Consider the following 18,659-nt stretch of genomic DNA (forward strand, 5'->3'; position numbering starts at 1 on the left):
CCTTTTCGTAAATTATTTTAAGTTTTTTTTAAGTTTTTTTTGCAGTTGTCTTAAAAAAGAGGCATTTTAGTTCCTTAATTAATATTTATTTAACTTTTTTTTGTTAATCTAATAACTTATCTAACCAAATACTAATTAAACTAACTAAGTATGACACAAAATCTATTAAGAAAAATTTTATGTAGTTTTTTCTTTGTTTTGGGAGGTATTCTATACTCTCAAACAGTAACAGGTACTGTCTCAGATGCCGCAGGTACTTTACCTGGAGTTAATGTGATAGTAAAGGGGACCACTAATGGTGCTCAGACTGACCTAGATGGTACGTACACCTTAGACGATGTAGCTTCAGATGCTGTTCTTGTTTTTAGTTATCTCGGTTTTAAAACCCAAGAGATAGCTGTAAACGGACGTTCTGTAATTGATGTAATTCTTGAAGAAGATGTTGCACAATTAGAAGCTGTTGTTGTTGTAGGATACGGTAATCAGGTCCGGAAAGAAATCACCACCGCTGTAACAAGCGTTAGTGAAGAAGAATTTAACAAGGGTGTGATTAATAATGCATCTCAGTTATTGCAAGGTAAAGTAGCTGGACTTTCTGTCTACAACAAAGGTGGTAACCCTAATGACAACGGTATAATTAGACTTAGAGGTCTTTCTACTGTTGGTGGTAACACTGAACCTTTAGTAGTAATTGACGGTGTACTTGGACAATCCTTAAACAATGTGGATCCAAGTGATATTAAAAATATTACGGTATTAAAGGATGGTTCTGCAGCAGCGATTTACGGTTCTAGAGCATCGAGTGGTGTAATTTTAGTTACTACAAAATCGGGTAGGAGTAACCAACCTTTTTCTGTGGAATATAATGGTCAGTACGGAGTTTCTGATGCAATTAATGAAGTAGAAATAATGAATCGTAGTCAGTTCCTTGCAACCGGCGGTACAGATTTAGGAAGCGATACAGACTGGGTAGACGAGGTAACAAGATCTGCTTTTTCTCAAGTTCACAACATTGCAATGTCTGGTGGTGCGGAGAATACTAACTACAGGGTAGCAGTAAACTACAGAGATACTGAAGGTATATTACTTAATTCTGGTTTTGAGCAATTGAATGTTAGAGGTAACTTTACTGGTACGCTGTTTAATGATAAATTAAGAATTAATTTCAACTCTGCATTTACGCAGAGAGATAGTGATTTTGGTTTCAACGAAGCATTACGTTATGCAATTGTCTATAACCCTACTGCTCCTGTATTTGGTGATGATGCACCTTTTGCATTTAACTCAGATCAGTTTGGTGGATATTTCGAAACTCTTGGTTTATTTGACAGTTTTAACCCAGTGTCAATTGCTGAACAAAATAGAAATGCAGGTGCGACGACAACCATTAATTATAATGCAGATTTCAGGTATTCATTTACGGACGAGTTAACCGCAACATTAAATGTTGGGCAACAAGTCTCTAGAACAGATAATAATCAATATTACCCAACGACTGCATTCTTTAGAGGTGGAGCTGTAAGTCCTTTCAGAAAAGGTAGAGCTGATTTCTACAGTAATGAGGCAAGAACTAAGACTTTAGAATTATTTGGTTCTTATAATAAGACATTTAATGATTTCTTTAGAATGAAGTTAGATGGTGGTTACTCTTTCCAAGAAAATGATTTTAATGAGAATTATTTACAAGTTGGAGATTTCCCTCCAGGTGTAGATTTTGATTTTAGTAATGCAATTGAGGTATCTCAAGATTTAAACGAAGCAGGTAGGATAATTGCGAATAGTGGGAGAAATGACGATGATAGAATTATTGCATTCTTCTTAAGAGGAAACTTTACTTTTGATGACGCTATTTATTTAAGTGCATCTCTAAGACGTGAAGGATCGAGTCGTTTTGGTGAAGATAATCAATGGGGTACATTCCCGTCTGTAGCAGTTGGTGCAGATTTAAATAACTATCTTCAATTAGATAATGTGTCCTTGTTAAAAGCACGTTTAGGATATGGTGTGACAGGTGCAATTCCTCCAGGTGTAGGTTTATCACAAACAACATTTAATGTAACAAATGGTGCTGGTGGCTTTGGATCATCTTCTACAGGTATTGGTACAAGACTTGCTAATCCAGATTTAAAATGGGAGGAAAAAAGAGAGCTTAACTTCGGTATTGAATTCGCAATGGACAGATTATCTGCTACAGTGGATTTATATAACAGAGATATTGTAGACTTTATTACTTCGGTACAAATTGATGCAGCTTCTAACAACGGATTTACTTCTCAGTTTCAAAACTCTGGTGAGTTAAATACAAAGGGATTTGAATTGACGGTTAATTATGATGTTGTAAGAAACGACAGAGTTAATTATAATATGGGACTTGTTGCTTCTACCTATGAGACTGTTCTTGAAAAGAATGTTGGTGGAGATAGAACGATTGCTAACTTAGGTGCTCCAGGGCAAAATGATACGGAAGTAATTCTTGTAAGAGAAGGTGACGAAATTGGTCAAATTTGGGGACCTGTATTTACAGGCGAAGTTGATGCCAATGGAACTCCTATTCTTGCAGATATTAATGGTGACGGAAATGTAGTTGCAGATCAAGGTTCTGCGCTTGCAGAAGATGGTGACTTCAAAGTACTAGGTCAAGGTTTTCCAGATTGGGAAATTGGTTGGACACATCAAGTACAGTTTGGTAACTGGGATGTAAATGCATTCTTTAGAGGTGCGTTTGGTCATAGCATGGTAAATACGTTTAGAGTATTTTATGAGCCAAGAATTGGATCTCAGTCGTCTTACAACTATGTTAACACTGATTTAGCTAGAGACGATATTAGAACTGCTCAGTTCAGTTCTTATTATGTTGAGAAAGCAGATTTCTTAAGATTAGATAACTTAACTGTTGGGTATAACTTTGATTTAAATGATGATTCGTTCATTAAGAGTGCAAGGGTGTCTTTAACAGCACAGAACTTATTTACTATCACCGATTACACAGGTGCTGACCCAGAGCCAGCATTCCAAGATCTTGGAGCTGTTGATAACGGCGGTAATACGGGCAATCCAGAAGTTTTAGCTCCTGGTATTGACAGACGTTACAATTATTTCCAGAATCGTACTATTACACTGGGCTTAAATGTTAAATTTTAATAAAAATTGAAAATGAAAAAAATGAAAAAATTCTTATTATTATTTCTGGGTGTGATATCTATGATGTTTTACACCTGTACAGATCTAGAAGAAGTATTAGAAGATGAGTTATCAACTGAATTTTCTGATGACGGAGTACCAGACAACTCTGGTGAGACGGCAGGTGGTGTTTTCCCTTCAGGGGCATTAGCTGCGGCATATGGTAGACTAAGAAACGGTTCTGCTGGTCACGGTAGTTACTATTCAGTACAAACAGTTTCTTCTGATGAGATGGCAATTGGCCAAAAAGGTGGTGACTGGTTTGATGGTGGTATTTGGTTAGATATGCACAGACATACTGTGAATTCTTCAAATGGACCGCTTAACGGAACCTGGGTTGATGCCTATGGTGGTATTGCAGAAACTAATCTTGCGTTAGAGTCAGCTTTATCTCCAGGTGAAGCTGCACAAGCCAAAACTATTAGAGCATTCTTCTATTGGAGATTGTTAGATTTATATGGAAGAGTAAAGCTTATTACCTCTTCAGGTTCAGATGCTCCACAATCAGAGCGTACTGCTGTATTTAACTTTGTTGAGCAAGAATTATTGGATGCTTTAGGTATACCGGCCGTAACAGGAAGTATGGATTTATCTGGTAGTGATTTAGGTACTGGTTCAGAACCATACATTGTAAATCAATTTGCAGCCTTAGGTGTATTAGCTAAGCTATATTTAAATGCTGAGGTTTATTCAGGTACACCGAGATGGGAAGAAGCTATGTGGGCAGCGAGCTATATTATAGACAATGGTCCTTACCAATTATGTGAAGATGGTTGTTCAGTATTAAATCTTGCAAAGCGTCCAAATGTTGCTTCAGATCCTGATCAACTATCAGGATACGCTGCAGTTTTTGCACCTAACAACCAATTCAACCCTGAAATGATATGGTCTATATACTATGATGAGTCAAATGCTGGTGGGATGAACTTCTCTCAGATGAACTTACACTATAGTTCTCAACAAACATTTGCTTTAGATGCACAACCATGGAATGGTTACCAAGTTTTAGAAGAATTCTATAACAGCTATGATAATGGAGATTTAAGAAAAGAAGCTAACTTCTTGGCAGGACCACAAACTGATTTTGATGGTGCTGATTTATTAGATTATGCTTCTGATGACCCAACAATTGTTGTTGAATATACACCTGAAATTAGTGAGCTAGAACCTAACTCTGTTAGACAGAGTGGTGTAAGAGCCAAAAAGTTCAGTTTCCAATTATTTGGTAGACCAGATATGAACAATGATTATCCAATCGTACGTTTAGGAGATGTGTATTTAATGAGAGCTGAAGCAATGGCAAGAAATGCTGGTAATTGGAATATGGCATTAGGAGATGTAAATACTATTAGAGCTAGAGCTGGTCTTTCTCCATTAGCGTCAATCGATGCTGACGGTTTCTTCGATGAAAGAGGAAAAGAAATGTTCCAAGAATCTAGTAGAAGAACTGACTTGATCAGATTCGGAAAATGGGGAGATTCATGGTGGGAAAAAACAAACAGTGATGCATTTAGAACTGTAATGCCAATCCCTCAAGAACAAATTGAAGCTAGTGGCGGTACACTAACGCAAAACACTGGTTATTAATTTAATTATTAAGTATTTTATTTGAGTAAAAAGGGGTACTTTTAAAGTACCCCTTTTTTATAATATTTTTTAGTGCTTAAATGAAAAACTTGTTTATTATCCTATTTGTTAGTGTTACAATATTCTCCTGTAACTCTGATAAAATGGAATTTCCTACCTTATTTCAATTAAAAAAAAGCACCTCTACTGGTGTTATATTTAATAATGCTTTAGAATATAACGAGGCATTAAATCCTTATACGTATAGAAACTTTTTTAATGGTGGTGGTGTTGCTCTAGGTGACATTAATAATGACGGATTATTAGATATATTCTTCACGGGTAATTTGGTAGACAATCAGTTATATTTAAATAAGGGTAACTGGAAATTTGAAGATATAACATCAAAAGCAGGTGTATCAAGCGAGAATGTTTGGTCATCTGGTGTGTCATTTATAGATATAAATAGTGATGGTTTATTAGATATTTATGTTTGTAAAGCTGGGCCACCTAGTGAGATTAGTAATAGGCATAATGAGTTATTTATCAATAACGGAGATTTAACATTTACCGAACGGTCTAAAGAATATGGACTTGATATAGTTGGACTCAGCGTTCAAGCGAATTTTTTTGACTATGATAAGGACGGAGATTTAGATTGTTATTTATTGAATAATTCTATAAAGGCAGTTGGAAATTTTGATTTTGTGAAAGACCAAAGAAATGTACCAACTGAATCTGGAAATAAGTTATTACGTAACGATAATAACGTTTTTGTAGACGTAACGGAAGAATCTAATATATATTCCAGTGCCATAGGTTTTGGATTGGGTATAACAGTAAGTGATTATAACAACGATACTTGGCCAGATATATTCATTTCTAATGACTTTTTTGAACGTGATTATTTATATATAAATAATCAAGACGGTACATTTAATGAAACTCTAACTCAACAATTCGGCTCTATTTCAATGGGTTCCATGGGAGCTGATGCCGCTGATTTAAATAACGACTCATTTTCAGATATTATGGTAACAGAAATGTTACCAAGAACCATTGAAAGACAGCGAACAAAGACCATATTTGAGTCGTGGAATAAATATGATATGGCCAAAAGCAAAGGCTATCATCAACAATTTTCAAGAAATGCCCTTCATCGTAATATGGGAGGCAAAAGTTTTTTTGAAATTAGCAGGCTCTCTAATGTAGCAGCTTCAGAGTGGAGTTGGGCTTCTTTGCTATTTGATGCAGATAATGATGGACTGAAAGATATCTTTATAAGTAATGGAATTTACAAGGATCTGTTAGATAGAGACTATTTGATATATATGGCAAATGAAGATAAGATTAGGGATATGATTAAGTCTGAAGGAGAAATTATGAACAAATTAGTTGATATGATGCCTTCTCAGGCTGTGCCCAATGCGGTTTTTAAGAATAAAGGTGATTTTGAGTTTGATGAGATGACCTCAAATTGGGGATTTGAAACACCCAGCTTCAGTAACGGTAGTGCATATGGCGATATAGACAATGATGGTGATTTAGATTTAGTTATCAATAATGTAAACATGCCAGCATTTATTTATGAAAACACAACTGATACTTTAACTAATAAAAGTATATCCATTGAATTGAAAGGTGTTGGCAAAAACACATTTGCAGTTGGTGCAAAAGTTGAGATTTATTACGGACAGAATAAATATGGTAGTCTTGAAAATTTTCCCTCTAGAGGCTTCCAAAGTTCAATATCATATAAAATGCTATTGGGTACAAATACTTCGGATACAGTGGATAGTCTTTTTATCACATGGCCTAATGGTTTGAGAACAAAAAAATACAACATTGAAGTTAACAATACCTACGTTTTTAATCAAAGTGATGAAGATTCATTTTTGGAATCTAAGGATATTAAAGTAGGTGAAAGTGCATTTACTGCGATTGAAGATATTTTCAGGTTTAAGCATGAGGAAAATAATACGGTAGATTTTAATAAAGAACAATTGTTACCTGAAATGTGTAATAATGAAGGTCCTAAAATTGCCACCGCTGATATTAACAAAGACAAAATAGTAGACTTTTATGTAGGTGGAGCTAAAGGACAATCGGGCCGATTATTTCTTTCTCAAGGTGATGGTGATTATATTGAAATTACTGAGCCCTTTAATCTTAGTATAAGGTCTGAAGACACCGATGCTGTATTTTTTGATAGCGATAATGATGGTGACTTAGATTTATATGTTACTAGTGGTGGAAAATCGTTCTCAAAATTTGATTTTGCATTAAATGACAGATTATATATAAATGATGGTCAAAATAATTTTAAACTCAGTATGGAGTCCTTAAAGTTTCCATTTGCAATAAGCACTTCTACGGTTTCTGCCTATGATTATGATAATGATAACGATATCGATTTATTTATTGGCGAACGCTTTAAAGTAGATACTTATGGTATACCAACTTCAGGTTATATTTTGCAAAATTCAGGAAATAATAATTTTGATTTTCAGCAACCAACAGAGCTTAAGGATATTGGCTTAATTACAGATTCTCATTGGGCAGATATTAATAATGACAGTATTAAGGATTTAGTTGTTGCTGGTGAATGGATGCCTATATCTATTTTCATCAATAAAAATGGAGAATTGGTTAATGAAACAGAAAAATTTGGACTATCAGACACTTCTGGTCTATGGAAAACCATAGAGGTTAAGGACCTGGATAATGATGGTAATCTAGATATTATTGCAGGTAATAAAGGGAAAAATTCATTCTACAATTCAGGTATGCGAATGTACTTATCGGATTTTGATAATAATGGCACAACGGAACAAATCATATGTCAAAAACAAGATGGTAAATACTATCCTATTGTGGATAGAGACGAGTTAGTTACCCAACTGGCAAGTCTAAAACAAAAGCTACTATATTATAAGGATTATTCAAATGCTACGATTGAAACCATTTTCACAAATGAACAGCTGAAAAAGTCAAAAATTTTAGATATTAAAATGCTAAATACAGCTATTTTTTTAAATAAAAATAAGACCTTTGTTAGTCAAAATTTACCAAGCGAAATCCAGTACTCTAACGTGTCTGCAATTGAAACCGTGGATGTCGATAGTGATGGGTATTTAGATGTTCTTTTTGGTGGCAATCAATACCTTATTAAACCTCAATTTGGTATAGATGACGCTTCAAAAGGATGGTTGTTATACGGAGGGCAAAACAATGAATATAGTGATGTGGTTTCACTTAATATTGATGGCCAAATAAGAGATTTTCAAATTGAAAACATAAATGATGAAATAGTATTGATTACATCAATAAATAATGATAGTTTACAATTTTTTAAAGTAGAAGAAAAAAACATAAAGAATGAGAATAAGAGTTTGTAAAACAGCATTACTTTTTTCAATTATTTTTTTAGTAGCGTGCCAATCAGAATACACAAACCTAGTAGAAGATGAATTAGCAAGTGGTGTAAGAAATGATTCAATATTCTACAGTTTTAAATTCGGTCAGTCAAAGACAGAATTTTATAATGCATGTTGGGAATACAATAGGAAGAAAATATTTACTCATGGACCAAGTAATAATTATGTACAGGCTATATTGAATCCGAAGGATTCAACCGATGTTAAAGGTAAAATAAGAATGCTTTTTTATGCAAAGTTCAATCCTAAGGACGAGATAATTGCAATGGATGTTAAATTTTCTCATGTAGCTTGGGCACCTTGGAATAAAGATTTGTCTGCGGATAAATTATTGCCTAAAGTTAAGGACACCTTACTAAAATGGTATCCAGGAAATGATTTCCTTATTGTTAAAGACGTTTTGGTAAAGGTTGATGGGAATAGACAAATTAGATTAAAGGTAGAATCTAATAAGGATGTTTCAGTTGTGATAGAAGATATGGAGTACAGGTATAATCAATTAAGCAAATAGAAATGAAAAAGTATACGTATTTTATTTTCGTTTTATTGCTGGTGATGTCATGTAATGAAGACAATATAGAAAGTCTATCAGAAGACAATTCACCTCAATTTAAATTACTTGATGCAGAGACAACTGGGATTAACTTCAGCAACGATTTAGTGTCAACAGACGACTTTAATGTATATAAATACCGAAATTTTTACAACGGTGGTGGTGTAGCAATTGGTGATGTAAATAATGATGGCTTACAAGACATTTATCTAACCTCTAATCTTAACCAAAACAAGCTCTATTTAAACAAAGGAGATTTTAAGTTTGAAGATATTTCAGAAAAAGCAAAAATTGGAGGTAAAAAAGCTTGGTCTACAGGAGTTTCAATGGTTGATATTAATGCTGATGGGTATTTAGATATATATGTATGCAATTCTGGTGATGTAAAAGGCGATAATAAACAAAATGAATTTTTTATTAATAATGGTGACCTAACATTTACTGAAAAAGCGAATGAATTAGGTCTTGACGACAAAGGGTTTTCAACACATGCCTCTTTTTTCGATTATGATAATGATGGAGATTTAGATGTGTATCTTCTGAATAATTCTTATCAGGCGATTGGTAGTTTCAACCTTACTAAGAATGAACGCCCAAAAAGAGATGTACTTGGAGGTGATAAATTATTTGAAAACAGAGACGGCCTTTTTGTAGATGTTAGTGAAAAAGCTGGTATTTATGGAAGTGTTATTGGCTTTGGATTGGGTGTTACGGTTGGAGATATGAATAATGATGGTTGGCAAGATATATATGTATCTAATGATTTTTTTGAAAGAGACTATTTGTACATCAATAATCAAGATGGAACTTTTAAAGAATGCCTTACGTCATCTATAAATTCTATTAGTGGTGCATCAATGGGTGCTGATACGGCTGATATTAATAACGATGGTTATAATGACATTTTTATTACTGAAATGTTGCCTAGTGAATACGATCGTTTAAAAACCGTAACCACTTTCGAAGATTGGAACAAATATCAATACAACGTAAAAAATGATTACTACCATCAATTCACGCGTAACATGTTACAGCTAAACAATAGCGACCTTACATTTACAGAAGTTGGTCGTTTCAGTGGAGTTGAAGCTTCAGACTGGAGTTGGGGTGCATTGTTCTTTGATATGAATAATGATGGTTTGAAAGACCTGTTTATTGCAAATGGTATCTATCAGGATTTAACAAATCAAGATTATTTAAAATACATTTCTAATCAGGAGGTCATAGAGTCAATAATAAAGGATAATCAAGTCAATTATAAAAAGTTAATTGATATCATACCTTCAAACAAGGTAAAGAATCATTCATACATTAACACAGGAGATTTAAAATTTGAGCGTACGAAAAACGGTCTTGATACAGAGGGTTTCTCTAATGGATCAGCTTATGGAGATTTAGATAATGATGGTGATTTAGATGTTGTAGTCAACAATGTAAATATGCCATTATTTGTCTATGACAATCAGTTGAAAGATTCAGATAGTCATTACTTAAAGGTAATTTTAAATGGTGAGGGATTAAATAAAGATGCCATTGGGTCTAAATTAAAGCTGTCAAGTGATGCAAATACTTATTATTTGGAGCAACAACCTGTTAGAGGATTTCAATCTTCAATGGACAAGCGACCAAATTTTGGATTTAAAGAAACAGACAACTTAACTTTAACGGTTAACTGGCCTTCTGGTAAAGTGACAAAGTTATCAGTAGCGGAAGTTGATAAAACCATAACATTGGATGAAAAAGATGCTAAAGATGCGTCTGAAAAGCCAATAGATGAGAAAGAGCAACTGTTTTTTGAAGATAATTCTACCATCAACTATACACATAAGGAAAATAACTATGTGGACTTCAATGTAGAGCGACTGTTACCATTTATGAGAAGTACTGAAGGTCCAAAAATGGCATTTGGTGACGTAAATGGTGATGGCAATGAAGATGTTTTCATTGGTGGTTCTAAAGGTAATTCTGGCAAGTTATTTATAAATAGAAATAATCATTTTGTTGAAGGAAATAATTCAATATTTAATACCAATAAAGTTTCAGAGGATGGAGAAAGTGTATTTTTTGATGCAGACGGTGATGGTGACTTAGATCTTTATGTTTGTAGTGGAGGTATAGAATTTTCAAAATTTAGCCCTAACTATTTAGACAAACTTTATATAAACGATGGTAAAGGTAACTTTACCGTCTCTCAACAAATATTACCTACGGTAAACGGTTATCATAGCAGTAGTACCGTAACTGTGGCTGATGTGGATAATGATAATGATTTAGATTTATTTGTTGGTGAACGTTCTATCCCTAAGAAATATGGAGATCCTGCTTCAGGTTATTTATTGATAAATGATGGTAATGGTATCTTTTCTGAAAAATCAGCAGACTTGGCTTCAGAATTCTTGACCTTAGGTATGATAACTGACGCCCAATTTATTGATATTGATAATAACAGCTCACAAGACTTGATTGTTGTTGGTGAATTTATGGGTATTAGAGTATTTAAGAATACAGATGGGTCATTTAAAGAAATAGAAAATAATAAATTATCAAATTTAAGAGGTTGGTATAATACCATTGAAAAAGCTGATATAGATGGTGATGGTGATGATGATTTAATAGTTGGTAATCATGGTCTAAATAGTAGGTTTAGAGCTTCAGCTGATAATCCAATAAAACTTTATGCTAACGATTTTGATGGCAACAGTTATGTAGATCCTATTCTAACCTTTACAGCCGAAAATGGTAGGCAATATCCATATGCATTAAGGCATAGCCTAGTTGATCAATTAAAGTTTTTAAGTAAAAAATATCCAGATTATGAGTCATTTAAGGATGCAGACATCAATGATATATTTACAGAATCACAGTTAAATACAAGTACGGTAATCGAAGCCAATAATTTAAGAACAATACTGTTGGTAAATAATGGAGAATTTAACTTTGAGGTTAAGGACTTACCCAAGGAAGTTCAGTTTTCGCCAATATATGCGATAGCCACAGCGGATTTTGATAAAGATGGCGATTTAGACCTGCTACTAGGCGGAAACCTTAATGGCGTAATGCCAGAGTTTGGTAGATATGACGCATCTTATGGAAACTACTTAGAAAACTTGGGTAATAACGAATTTAGAAACCATACAACTGGTAAGGGAATTAAAATTAACGGTGAAATAAGAGACATAGAAATACTAGGAAATAGAATTTTTATTGCCAAGAATAATGATGCTCTAGAGGTATATAAGTTTTAATATGAAAAAGAAGATTGGTTTAATATTACTGTTAATATTTGCCTGTGCAAATGAAAAAGGAGAAGGTGGTATTAATGATATTAGTGATAAGGCACCCTTTAATAACATTACTTCTGCAGATTCAGGTTTGTTTTTTTCTAATGATTTAACAGATACAGGAGATCTTAATATTATTGAGTTTCTCTACTATTATAATGGAGGAGGTGTTGCCTTAGGCGATATCAATAATGACGGATTAGACGATGTTTACCTAACCGCTAATCAAAAACCAGATAAACTCTTCCTTAATTTAGGTAACTTAAAGTTTAAGGATATATCAGAAGAGGCTGGTATTAGCCAAAATAGCTCTTGGTCAACAGGAGTTACAATGAGTGATGTCAACAGCGATGGTCTACTAGATATCTATGTATGTAAAGTGGGTGATTACAAAACACTTAAATCATCTAATGAACTTTATATAAATAGAGGTAATAACACATTCGAAGAACAGGCAGAAAAATACGGTATTAACTTTTCAGGATTTTCAACCCAAGCATCCTTTTTTGATTATGACAATGATGGTGATATGGATATGTATTTAATGAATCATTCCATTCACACCGTATATTCTTATGCTAACTCAAAAACAAGAACTACTAAGGATGAGTTATCAGGCGACCTTTTATTTGAAAACACCAATGTTAATGGAGAAATAAAATTTATTGACGTCACTGAAGAAGCAAATATATACAGCAGTGCGTTAGGATATGGATTGGCTTTGGCAACTTCAGATGTCAATAACGATGGTTATATGGATATTTATGTTGGTAATGATTTTCACGAAAATGATTACTTATATATCAATAATGGTGACAAAACCTTTAAAGAATCTAGTACAGATTATTTCAACCATACAACTAGATTTACCATGGGAGTTGATATTGCTGATGTAAACAATAATGGGAAATTAGATATTTTCAGCCTTGATATGATGCCTTATGATTCTGAGATATTTTTAAAATCCGGAGGTGAGGATACAGATAAAATTAATCAAATAAAAAATTCATTTGGTTTTCAGCAACAGTATGCTCGGAATCATTTGCAGTTAAATCAAGGGAATTATTTTGTAGATGCGGCATTAATTACAGAAACACATGCCACCGACTGGAGTTGGTCACCATTACTTTTAGATTATAATAATGATGGTCTAAATGACATTTTTGTTACCAATGGTATTTATAAAAGACCCAACGATCTCGATTATATAAAGTATTTAAGTACTGTAGAATTTGCAAATTATAACGAAACCAATCAAGATAGTGTTGAGTTAAAACTCATCGATCTTATGCCAACTGTAAATTTGCCAAACAAGTTACTAACCAATAAAAGCAACCTTGTTTTTGAACCATCAATTGTAGATTCTGACAATAAAGGAACCTATTCAAATGGTGCGGCATATTCAGATTTAGATAATGATGGCGATTTAGATATTGTGGTAAATAATATTAATGAGAATGTTACACTTTTAGAAAATACAAGTGAGAATAATTTTTTAACCGTTAAGCTTTTTAATGCCAATAATGGCATTAATACAAACGGTACAAAAGTATTTGTTTATGCTGGTGATGAGGTTTATTTCAAAGAGCAAATTTCTGTGAAAGGATATTTGTCAAGTTCAACAACTGACATTCATTTTGGATTAGGTGAAACTTCTAAAATTGACTCTCTTAAAGTTGTTTGGTTAAACGGAACTGAAACGATCAATACATCTGTAGCTATTAATTCTAAAGTAACTGTACAGAAAGAAAATACGAAATCGTATAAATATGAATCGTCAATGGAAACTAAATATGAAGAATTTGCATTCAGACACTTTGAGAATGTATTCCTAGACTATGAACAAGATGCATTGGCGCCAGAGAATTTATCTAGAGAAGGGCCTTCTGTAGTACACGCAGACTTTAATGGCGATGGCCTTAATGATTTATTTATTGGAGGAGCGCGAAATCAAAAACCAGTATTGTTTTATATGAATGAAGCTGGTGATTATGAAAAAAGTACAACTGAAGTTTTTAATACTGACTCTAAATACGAAGATACTGATGCTATTGCTATAGATATTGATAATGATAATGATCTTGATATCTATGCCTTAAGTGGTGGAAATGATTATAGTACTGGCCACCCTTTATTAGAAGACAGGGTGTATCTAAATGATGGTAAAGGTAATTTTTCAAAACTAAAATCTAAGTTGATTAGTACTAATGGAGGATCAGTGTCTAGTCATGACTTTGATAATGACGGTTTGGTAGATTTATTTATTGGTAATAGATCTGTACCTGGAGCCTATGGATTGTCACCTCATAGTTACATTCTAAAAAATAAAGGAAATAATGTTTTTGAAATCTATGCGAAGGCACGCTTTGGAATGATAACAGATTCTAAATGGGCAGATTTAAATAATGACGGTTTAGTGGAATTGATTCTTGCAGGAGATTGGATGCCAATTACCGTGATGTCATTCACCAAAGATGGTAAGTTTATTGATAAGACCAAAGACTATGGTCTTGGAAACACCAATGGTATGTGGAATACTATTGAAATATCTGATCTGAACAAGGATGGTAACCTCGATATAATTGGTGGCAATGTTGGATTGAATTTTAAGTGGAAAGCTTCAGAAGATAAGCCGGTAAAAATGTATTTAGATGATTTTGATGAAAACGAAAAATTAGATCAACTCATATTTTATGATTTCTTCGGTACTTATGTTCCGTTTGCGTCTAAAGATAAATTGGTAGAACAAATGCCTTATCTGAGAAAAAAATATACAGATTACAATTCGTTTGCCAACGTGTCCAGCATTAGTGATTTAACTGATAAACCAGAAGACGCAATCATAAATATTAAATACATTTACGAGTTAAGATCTATGGTGTATTTAAATGATGGTAGTACTTTTTCGTCAGTTCCATTACCAAAACAAGCACAATTAAGTACCTTAGAGAATATTTTAATTGATGGTGATAATCTGGTATTTACAGGTAACCATAATGGGTACGTAACAGAATTGGGTGAAGCATCCTCAAATTCTGGAGGAATACTTAACTTTAGCGATATAGATAATATGACCTATGAAAACCTTAATTTGCCAAGAGGTATTAGAGGAAGAAGAATTATTAAACTAAAAGAAAAGGAATATTTAATTGTTACGAATAATGGTAAGTCCTATACGACAAGCCAATAAAAAGAAGAATTGAGAAATGAAGAGATTTAAGCATTATATATACATTTTTAGTATTGTATTTGCATTATCAAGTTGTAGTAAACCTGCTGAGCCTATTGAAATAACGCCTGAAGTGTTTCATGCATCAGTAGACAAAGTGATGGATATTCAAATCCATGATATATTTTCACCACCAGTTGCGAGTAGAGTTTTTGTATACCCAAATATTGCGGCATATGAAATATTGGCCCAGCAAACTCAAGAAATGGAATCTTTAGAGGGCAAGATTAAAGAGCTATCAGCAATACCTTTAGCAGATGATTCTAAGAATATAAACCTAGAATTATCAGCAATTATTGCCCATATGGAATTAAGTAAAAGTTTAATTTTTTCAGAAGAAAAAATGGAAGTTTTGCAAGATAGTTTATATGCAGACTGGGAGTCGAAGAACGAATCTGAATTCAAAACAGCAAAAATTTACGCATTTGAGGTTGTAAAACATGTGAAACAGTGGATGGATAAGGACAACTACAATCAAACTAGGACGATGCCTAAGTTTACCGTAGATACAGACGATCCATCAAGATGGCAACCAACACCACCTTCTTATATGGACGGTATTGAGCCTCATTGGAATAAAATAAGAACATTCGTATTAGACTCTGCAGCACAGTTTAAGCCAAATAAACATCCAGAATTTTCATTAGAGAAAGGATCTAAGTTTTATGAAGAACTTATGGAAGTTTATGATGTGAGTATGGAGATTACTGAAAAAGGTGATGATTCTGAAGAGATTGAAATTGCTCAATTCTGGGATTGTAATCCTTTTGTGTCTGTGACTAGAGGTCATTTTATGTTTGCAACAAAGAAAATTTCTCCAGGCGCACACTGGATTGGAATTGTGAAGATAGCTTCCAGAAATACAAATGCTGATGTTGCTCAAACAGTTAATGCTTACACAAAAACGTCCATAGCAATAGCTGATGCTTTTATTAGTTGTTGGGATGAAAAATACAGAAGTAACCTTATAAGACCAGAAACACTTATCAATCAACATTTAGATCCAGATTGGTTACCAATATTGCAAACACCACCGTTCCCTGAATATACCAGTGGTCATTCGGTAGTATCAGGAGCAGCATCCACTGCACTTACGGCAATTTTTGGAGATAATTTTGCTTTTGATGACGATACCGAAGTTCCTTTTGGACTTCCTGTTCGTTCATTTAAATCGTTTAACCTTGCGGCCGAAGAAGCAGCTGTAAGTAGATTATATGGTGGAATTCACTATAGAGCTGCAATAGATGAAGGATTAATTCAAGGAAGAAATGTGGGGAATTTTATAGTAAACAATATTAAAATGAAGTTTGAATAAATGATATGATAGGTGATAAGCTTACATATCATTCCAGTTTTCAAAAAACTAACAACGAAATAATTGAAAAATTAAAACCACAATTTTTATCTAAAAAGCGAATTTGTATTGCTGTTGGTGGTGAATCAGGATCAGGTAAAACATCCTTGGCCTACGCATTATTCGTTGATATTGAAAATAAACTAGGGTTAAAAGGTTTTCTTTTTCATGGTGATGATTATTTCTTTCTGCCACCAAAAGATAATCATAACCAAAGACTTGAAGATATAGTTAATGTAGGTCCATCTGAAGTTAATTTGAAACTTTTAGATAATCATATAAACGCCTTTATTAGCGATAAAGGCGAAATAGAAAAGCCTTTGGTACATTATGATAATAATTCTATCGGTACTGAAGCAATTGATTCGAATTGTTATGATTTTTGTGTAGTAGAAGGAACCTACACCATGCTCCTTAGAGCGCCTACTTTTAAAGTTTTTATTGAAAATTCATTCATAGACACAAAATTGAATAGAGAAAAACGTGCGAGAGATATAATGGGTGATTTTAATGAAAAGGTTCTAGAAATAGAACATAATATTATCAGTGAGCATAGGAAATATGCTGACATGACTGTAAAAAATGACATTATAGATTAGTTTATTATAACTGAGTAATAAAGATTAGTCTTGCTGCTTACAGAATACAGTGAATGCGTTAGTGCCTTCAGTTCATTTTGGTAATATTTTTAAAAAGAAACTAACTAATAACAACAATATGAAACTAACCAAACCAAGATTGTCCTTTTGGCAAATCTTTAATATGAATGTTGGGTTTCTCGGCATTCAGTATAGTTTTGGATTACAACAAACAGCAATAAATCCAATTTTTTTATATCTCGGTGCTCCAGAGGATATGCTGCCTATTTTAAATATTGCAGGTCCCGTAACAGGTTTAATTGTACAGCCAATTATTGGAGCTATGTCAGACAAAACATGGTCACCACGTTGGGGAAGACGTAAACCATACTTTCTTATTGGAGCATTAATAGGTAGTCTTTGTTTATTTGCGTTTCCCAATAGTCCAATTTTATGGTTTGCTGTTGGATTGTTATGGCTATTAGATGTTGGCAATAATATGGCAATGGAGCCTTACCGTGCATTTGTTGGAGATAAATTGCCTGAGAAACAACTTAGTCTTGGATATCAAATGCAAAGTTTATTTGTTGGTGCTGGTATACTATTAGCAAATGGGTCCATCATTTTATTTCAAAATTGGTTTGGTGGAGATATCGAAGTTGCTGGTAAAATACCGCAATGGTTGTACTATTCATTTTATATAGGTGGTATACTCTCGATAACCACAATTTTATGGTCGGTTCTTAAAACACCTGAAATTCCGCCTACGGAAAAAGAACTAGCCGAGATTAATCACATTAAAAGTCTTGGTTTTGCAAACCGAGTAAAAGAACCATTTAATGAAATTATTGCTGCAATTAAAGATATGCCAAAATTTATGTGGAAGATTGCAGGTGTCTATTTATTTCAATGGTATGCCTTATTCATTTATTGGCAATTTATAACGCCATTATTTAGGCAAACCTTAAATTATTCAACTTCTGAAGCGGCAGCACAGGCTGCAAAAATGAATACCACTTATAATGTAGTGACTATGCTTGTGGCATTGGCATTAGTGCCATTGACTATGAAGTTTGGTGGTAAAAAAGTTTATGCATTAAGTTTAGTTGGTACGGCAATCGCTTTGTTCTCAATTCCTAATATCCAAGATCCTAATTTAGTATTAGTACCTATGGTTTTATTTGGTGTTGGTTGGGCAGCTATGATGGGAATACCTTACACTATGGTTTCTAAAGTAGTATCTCAAGAAAGGCGTGGTGTTTACATGGGAATACTTAATATGATGATTGTAATACCAATGGGAATTCAAACTTTATCATTTGGGCCAATCTATAAATATTTATTAGGTGGTGTTGCAACAAATGCTATCATGTTCGCTGGTGTGTTCTTTGTTATTGCAGCAGTTTTGGCAATGCGTCTAAATGAACCCAAGACAGCAGTTGATGAGATAGAGGTAAGTGAAGAATAATAAAAATTGAAAC

The 18,659-nt window shown here is 33.6% G+C and carries 9 protein-coding genes; all 9 read left to right on the top strand.

The features are described 5' to 3' along the window. Positions 1-150: 150 nt before the first annotated feature. The 9 genes from ACFWV9_RS01320 (at position 151) to ACFWV9_RS01360 (ending at position 18,646) form a co-directional block, all read left to right on the top strand. Positions 151-3,141: a SusC/RagA family TonB-linked outer membrane protein gene (locus ACFWV9_RS01320; RefSeq protein WP_411893428.1), complete on the top strand. Its 2,991-nt coding sequence runs from the start codon at positions 151-153 to the stop codon at positions 3,139-3,141. Positions 3,142-3,162: 21 nt separating this feature from the next. Then, a complete protein-coding gene (locus tag ACFWV9_RS01325) occupies positions 3,163-4,767 on the top strand; it encodes a RagB/SusD family nutrient uptake outer membrane protein (protein ID WP_411893429.1) in 1,605 nt (534 codons plus the stop codon). 143 nt (positions 4,768-4,910) lie between these two features. Further along, positions 4,911-8,144 (top strand): VCBS repeat-containing protein, encoded by a 3,234-nt coding sequence (locus ACFWV9_RS01330; protein ID WP_411893430.1) that lies wholly within the window; start codon positions 4,911-4,913, stop codon positions 8,142-8,144. Then, positions 8,125-8,694: a hypothetical protein gene (locus ACFWV9_RS01335; RefSeq protein ID WP_411893431.1), complete on the top strand. Its 570-nt coding sequence runs from the start codon at positions 8,125-8,127 to the stop codon at positions 8,692-8,694. The genes ACFWV9_RS01330 and ACFWV9_RS01335 overlap by 20 nt, the downstream gene beginning before the upstream one ends. 2 nt (positions 8,695-8,696) lie before the next feature. Continuing rightward, positions 8,697-11,981 (top strand): FG-GAP-like repeat-containing protein, encoded by a 3,285-nt coding sequence (locus tag ACFWV9_RS01340; protein ID WP_411893432.1) that lies wholly within the window; start codon positions 8,697-8,699, stop codon positions 11,979-11,981. Between the two features lies 1 nt (position 11,982). After that, positions 11,983-15,207 carry a VCBS repeat-containing protein gene (locus ACFWV9_RS01345; protein WP_411893433.1) on the top strand — a complete coding sequence of 1,075 codons (3,225 nt, stop codon included), beginning with the start codon at positions 11,983-11,985 and terminating at the stop codon, positions 15,205-15,207. Positions 15,208-15,223: 16 nt separating this feature from the next. After that, on the top strand, positions 15,224-16,561 hold the full coding sequence (locus ACFWV9_RS01350; protein WP_411893434.1) for a vanadium-dependent haloperoxidase: 1,338 nt from the start codon (positions 15,224-15,226) through the stop codon (positions 16,559-16,561). Between the two features lie 5 nt (positions 16,562-16,566). Then, positions 16,567-17,199 carry a hypothetical protein gene (locus ACFWV9_RS01355; RefSeq protein ID WP_411893435.1) on the top strand — a complete coding sequence of 211 codons (633 nt, stop codon included), beginning with the start codon at positions 16,567-16,569 and terminating at the stop codon, positions 17,197-17,199. 118 nt (positions 17,200-17,317) lie between these two features. Further along, complete coding sequence (locus tag ACFWV9_RS01360; RefSeq protein ID WP_411893436.1) at positions 17,318-18,646, top strand: MFS transporter; 1,329 nt, start codon at positions 17,318-17,320, stop codon at positions 18,644-18,646. Positions 18,647-18,659 lie beyond the last annotated feature (13 nt).

The organism is Winogradskyella sp. A2 (assembly GCF_046762865.1).
In the GTDB taxonomy this organism is placed as follows: Bacteria; Bacteroidota; Bacteroidia; order Flavobacteriales; family Flavobacteriaceae; genus Winogradskyella.

Bases quoted from the DNA above. Each gene is read 5' to 3' on its own strand.
- ACFWV9_RS01320 (WP_411893428.1), top strand. From the start codon at position 151: ATGACACAAAATCTATTAAGAAAAATTTTATGTAGTTTTTTCTTTGTT.
- ACFWV9_RS01325 (WP_411893429.1), top strand. From the start codon at position 3,163: ATGAAAAAATTCTTATTATTATTTCTGGGTGTGATATCTATGATGTTT.
- ACFWV9_RS01330 (WP_411893430.1), top strand. From the start codon at position 4,911: ATGGAATTTCCTACCTTATTTCAATTAAAAAAAAGCACCTCTACTGGT.
- ACFWV9_RS01335 (WP_411893431.1), top strand. From the start codon at position 8,125: ATGAGAATAAGAGTTTGTAAAACAGCATTACTTTTTTCAATTATTTTT.
- ACFWV9_RS01340 (WP_411893432.1), top strand. From the start codon at position 8,697: ATGAAAAAGTATACGTATTTTATTTTCGTTTTATTGCTGGTGATGTCA.
- ACFWV9_RS01345 (WP_411893433.1), top strand. From the start codon at position 11,983: ATGAAAAAGAAGATTGGTTTAATATTACTGTTAATATTTGCCTGTGCA.
- ACFWV9_RS01350 (WP_411893434.1), top strand. From the start codon at position 15,224: ATGAAGAGATTTAAGCATTATATATACATTTTTAGTATTGTATTTGCA.
- ACFWV9_RS01355 (WP_411893435.1), top strand. From the start codon at position 16,567: ATGATAGGTGATAAGCTTACATATCATTCCAGTTTTCAAAAAACTAAC.
- ACFWV9_RS01360 (WP_411893436.1), top strand. From the start codon at position 17,318: ATGAAACTAACCAAACCAAGATTGTCCTTTTGGCAAATCTTTAATATG.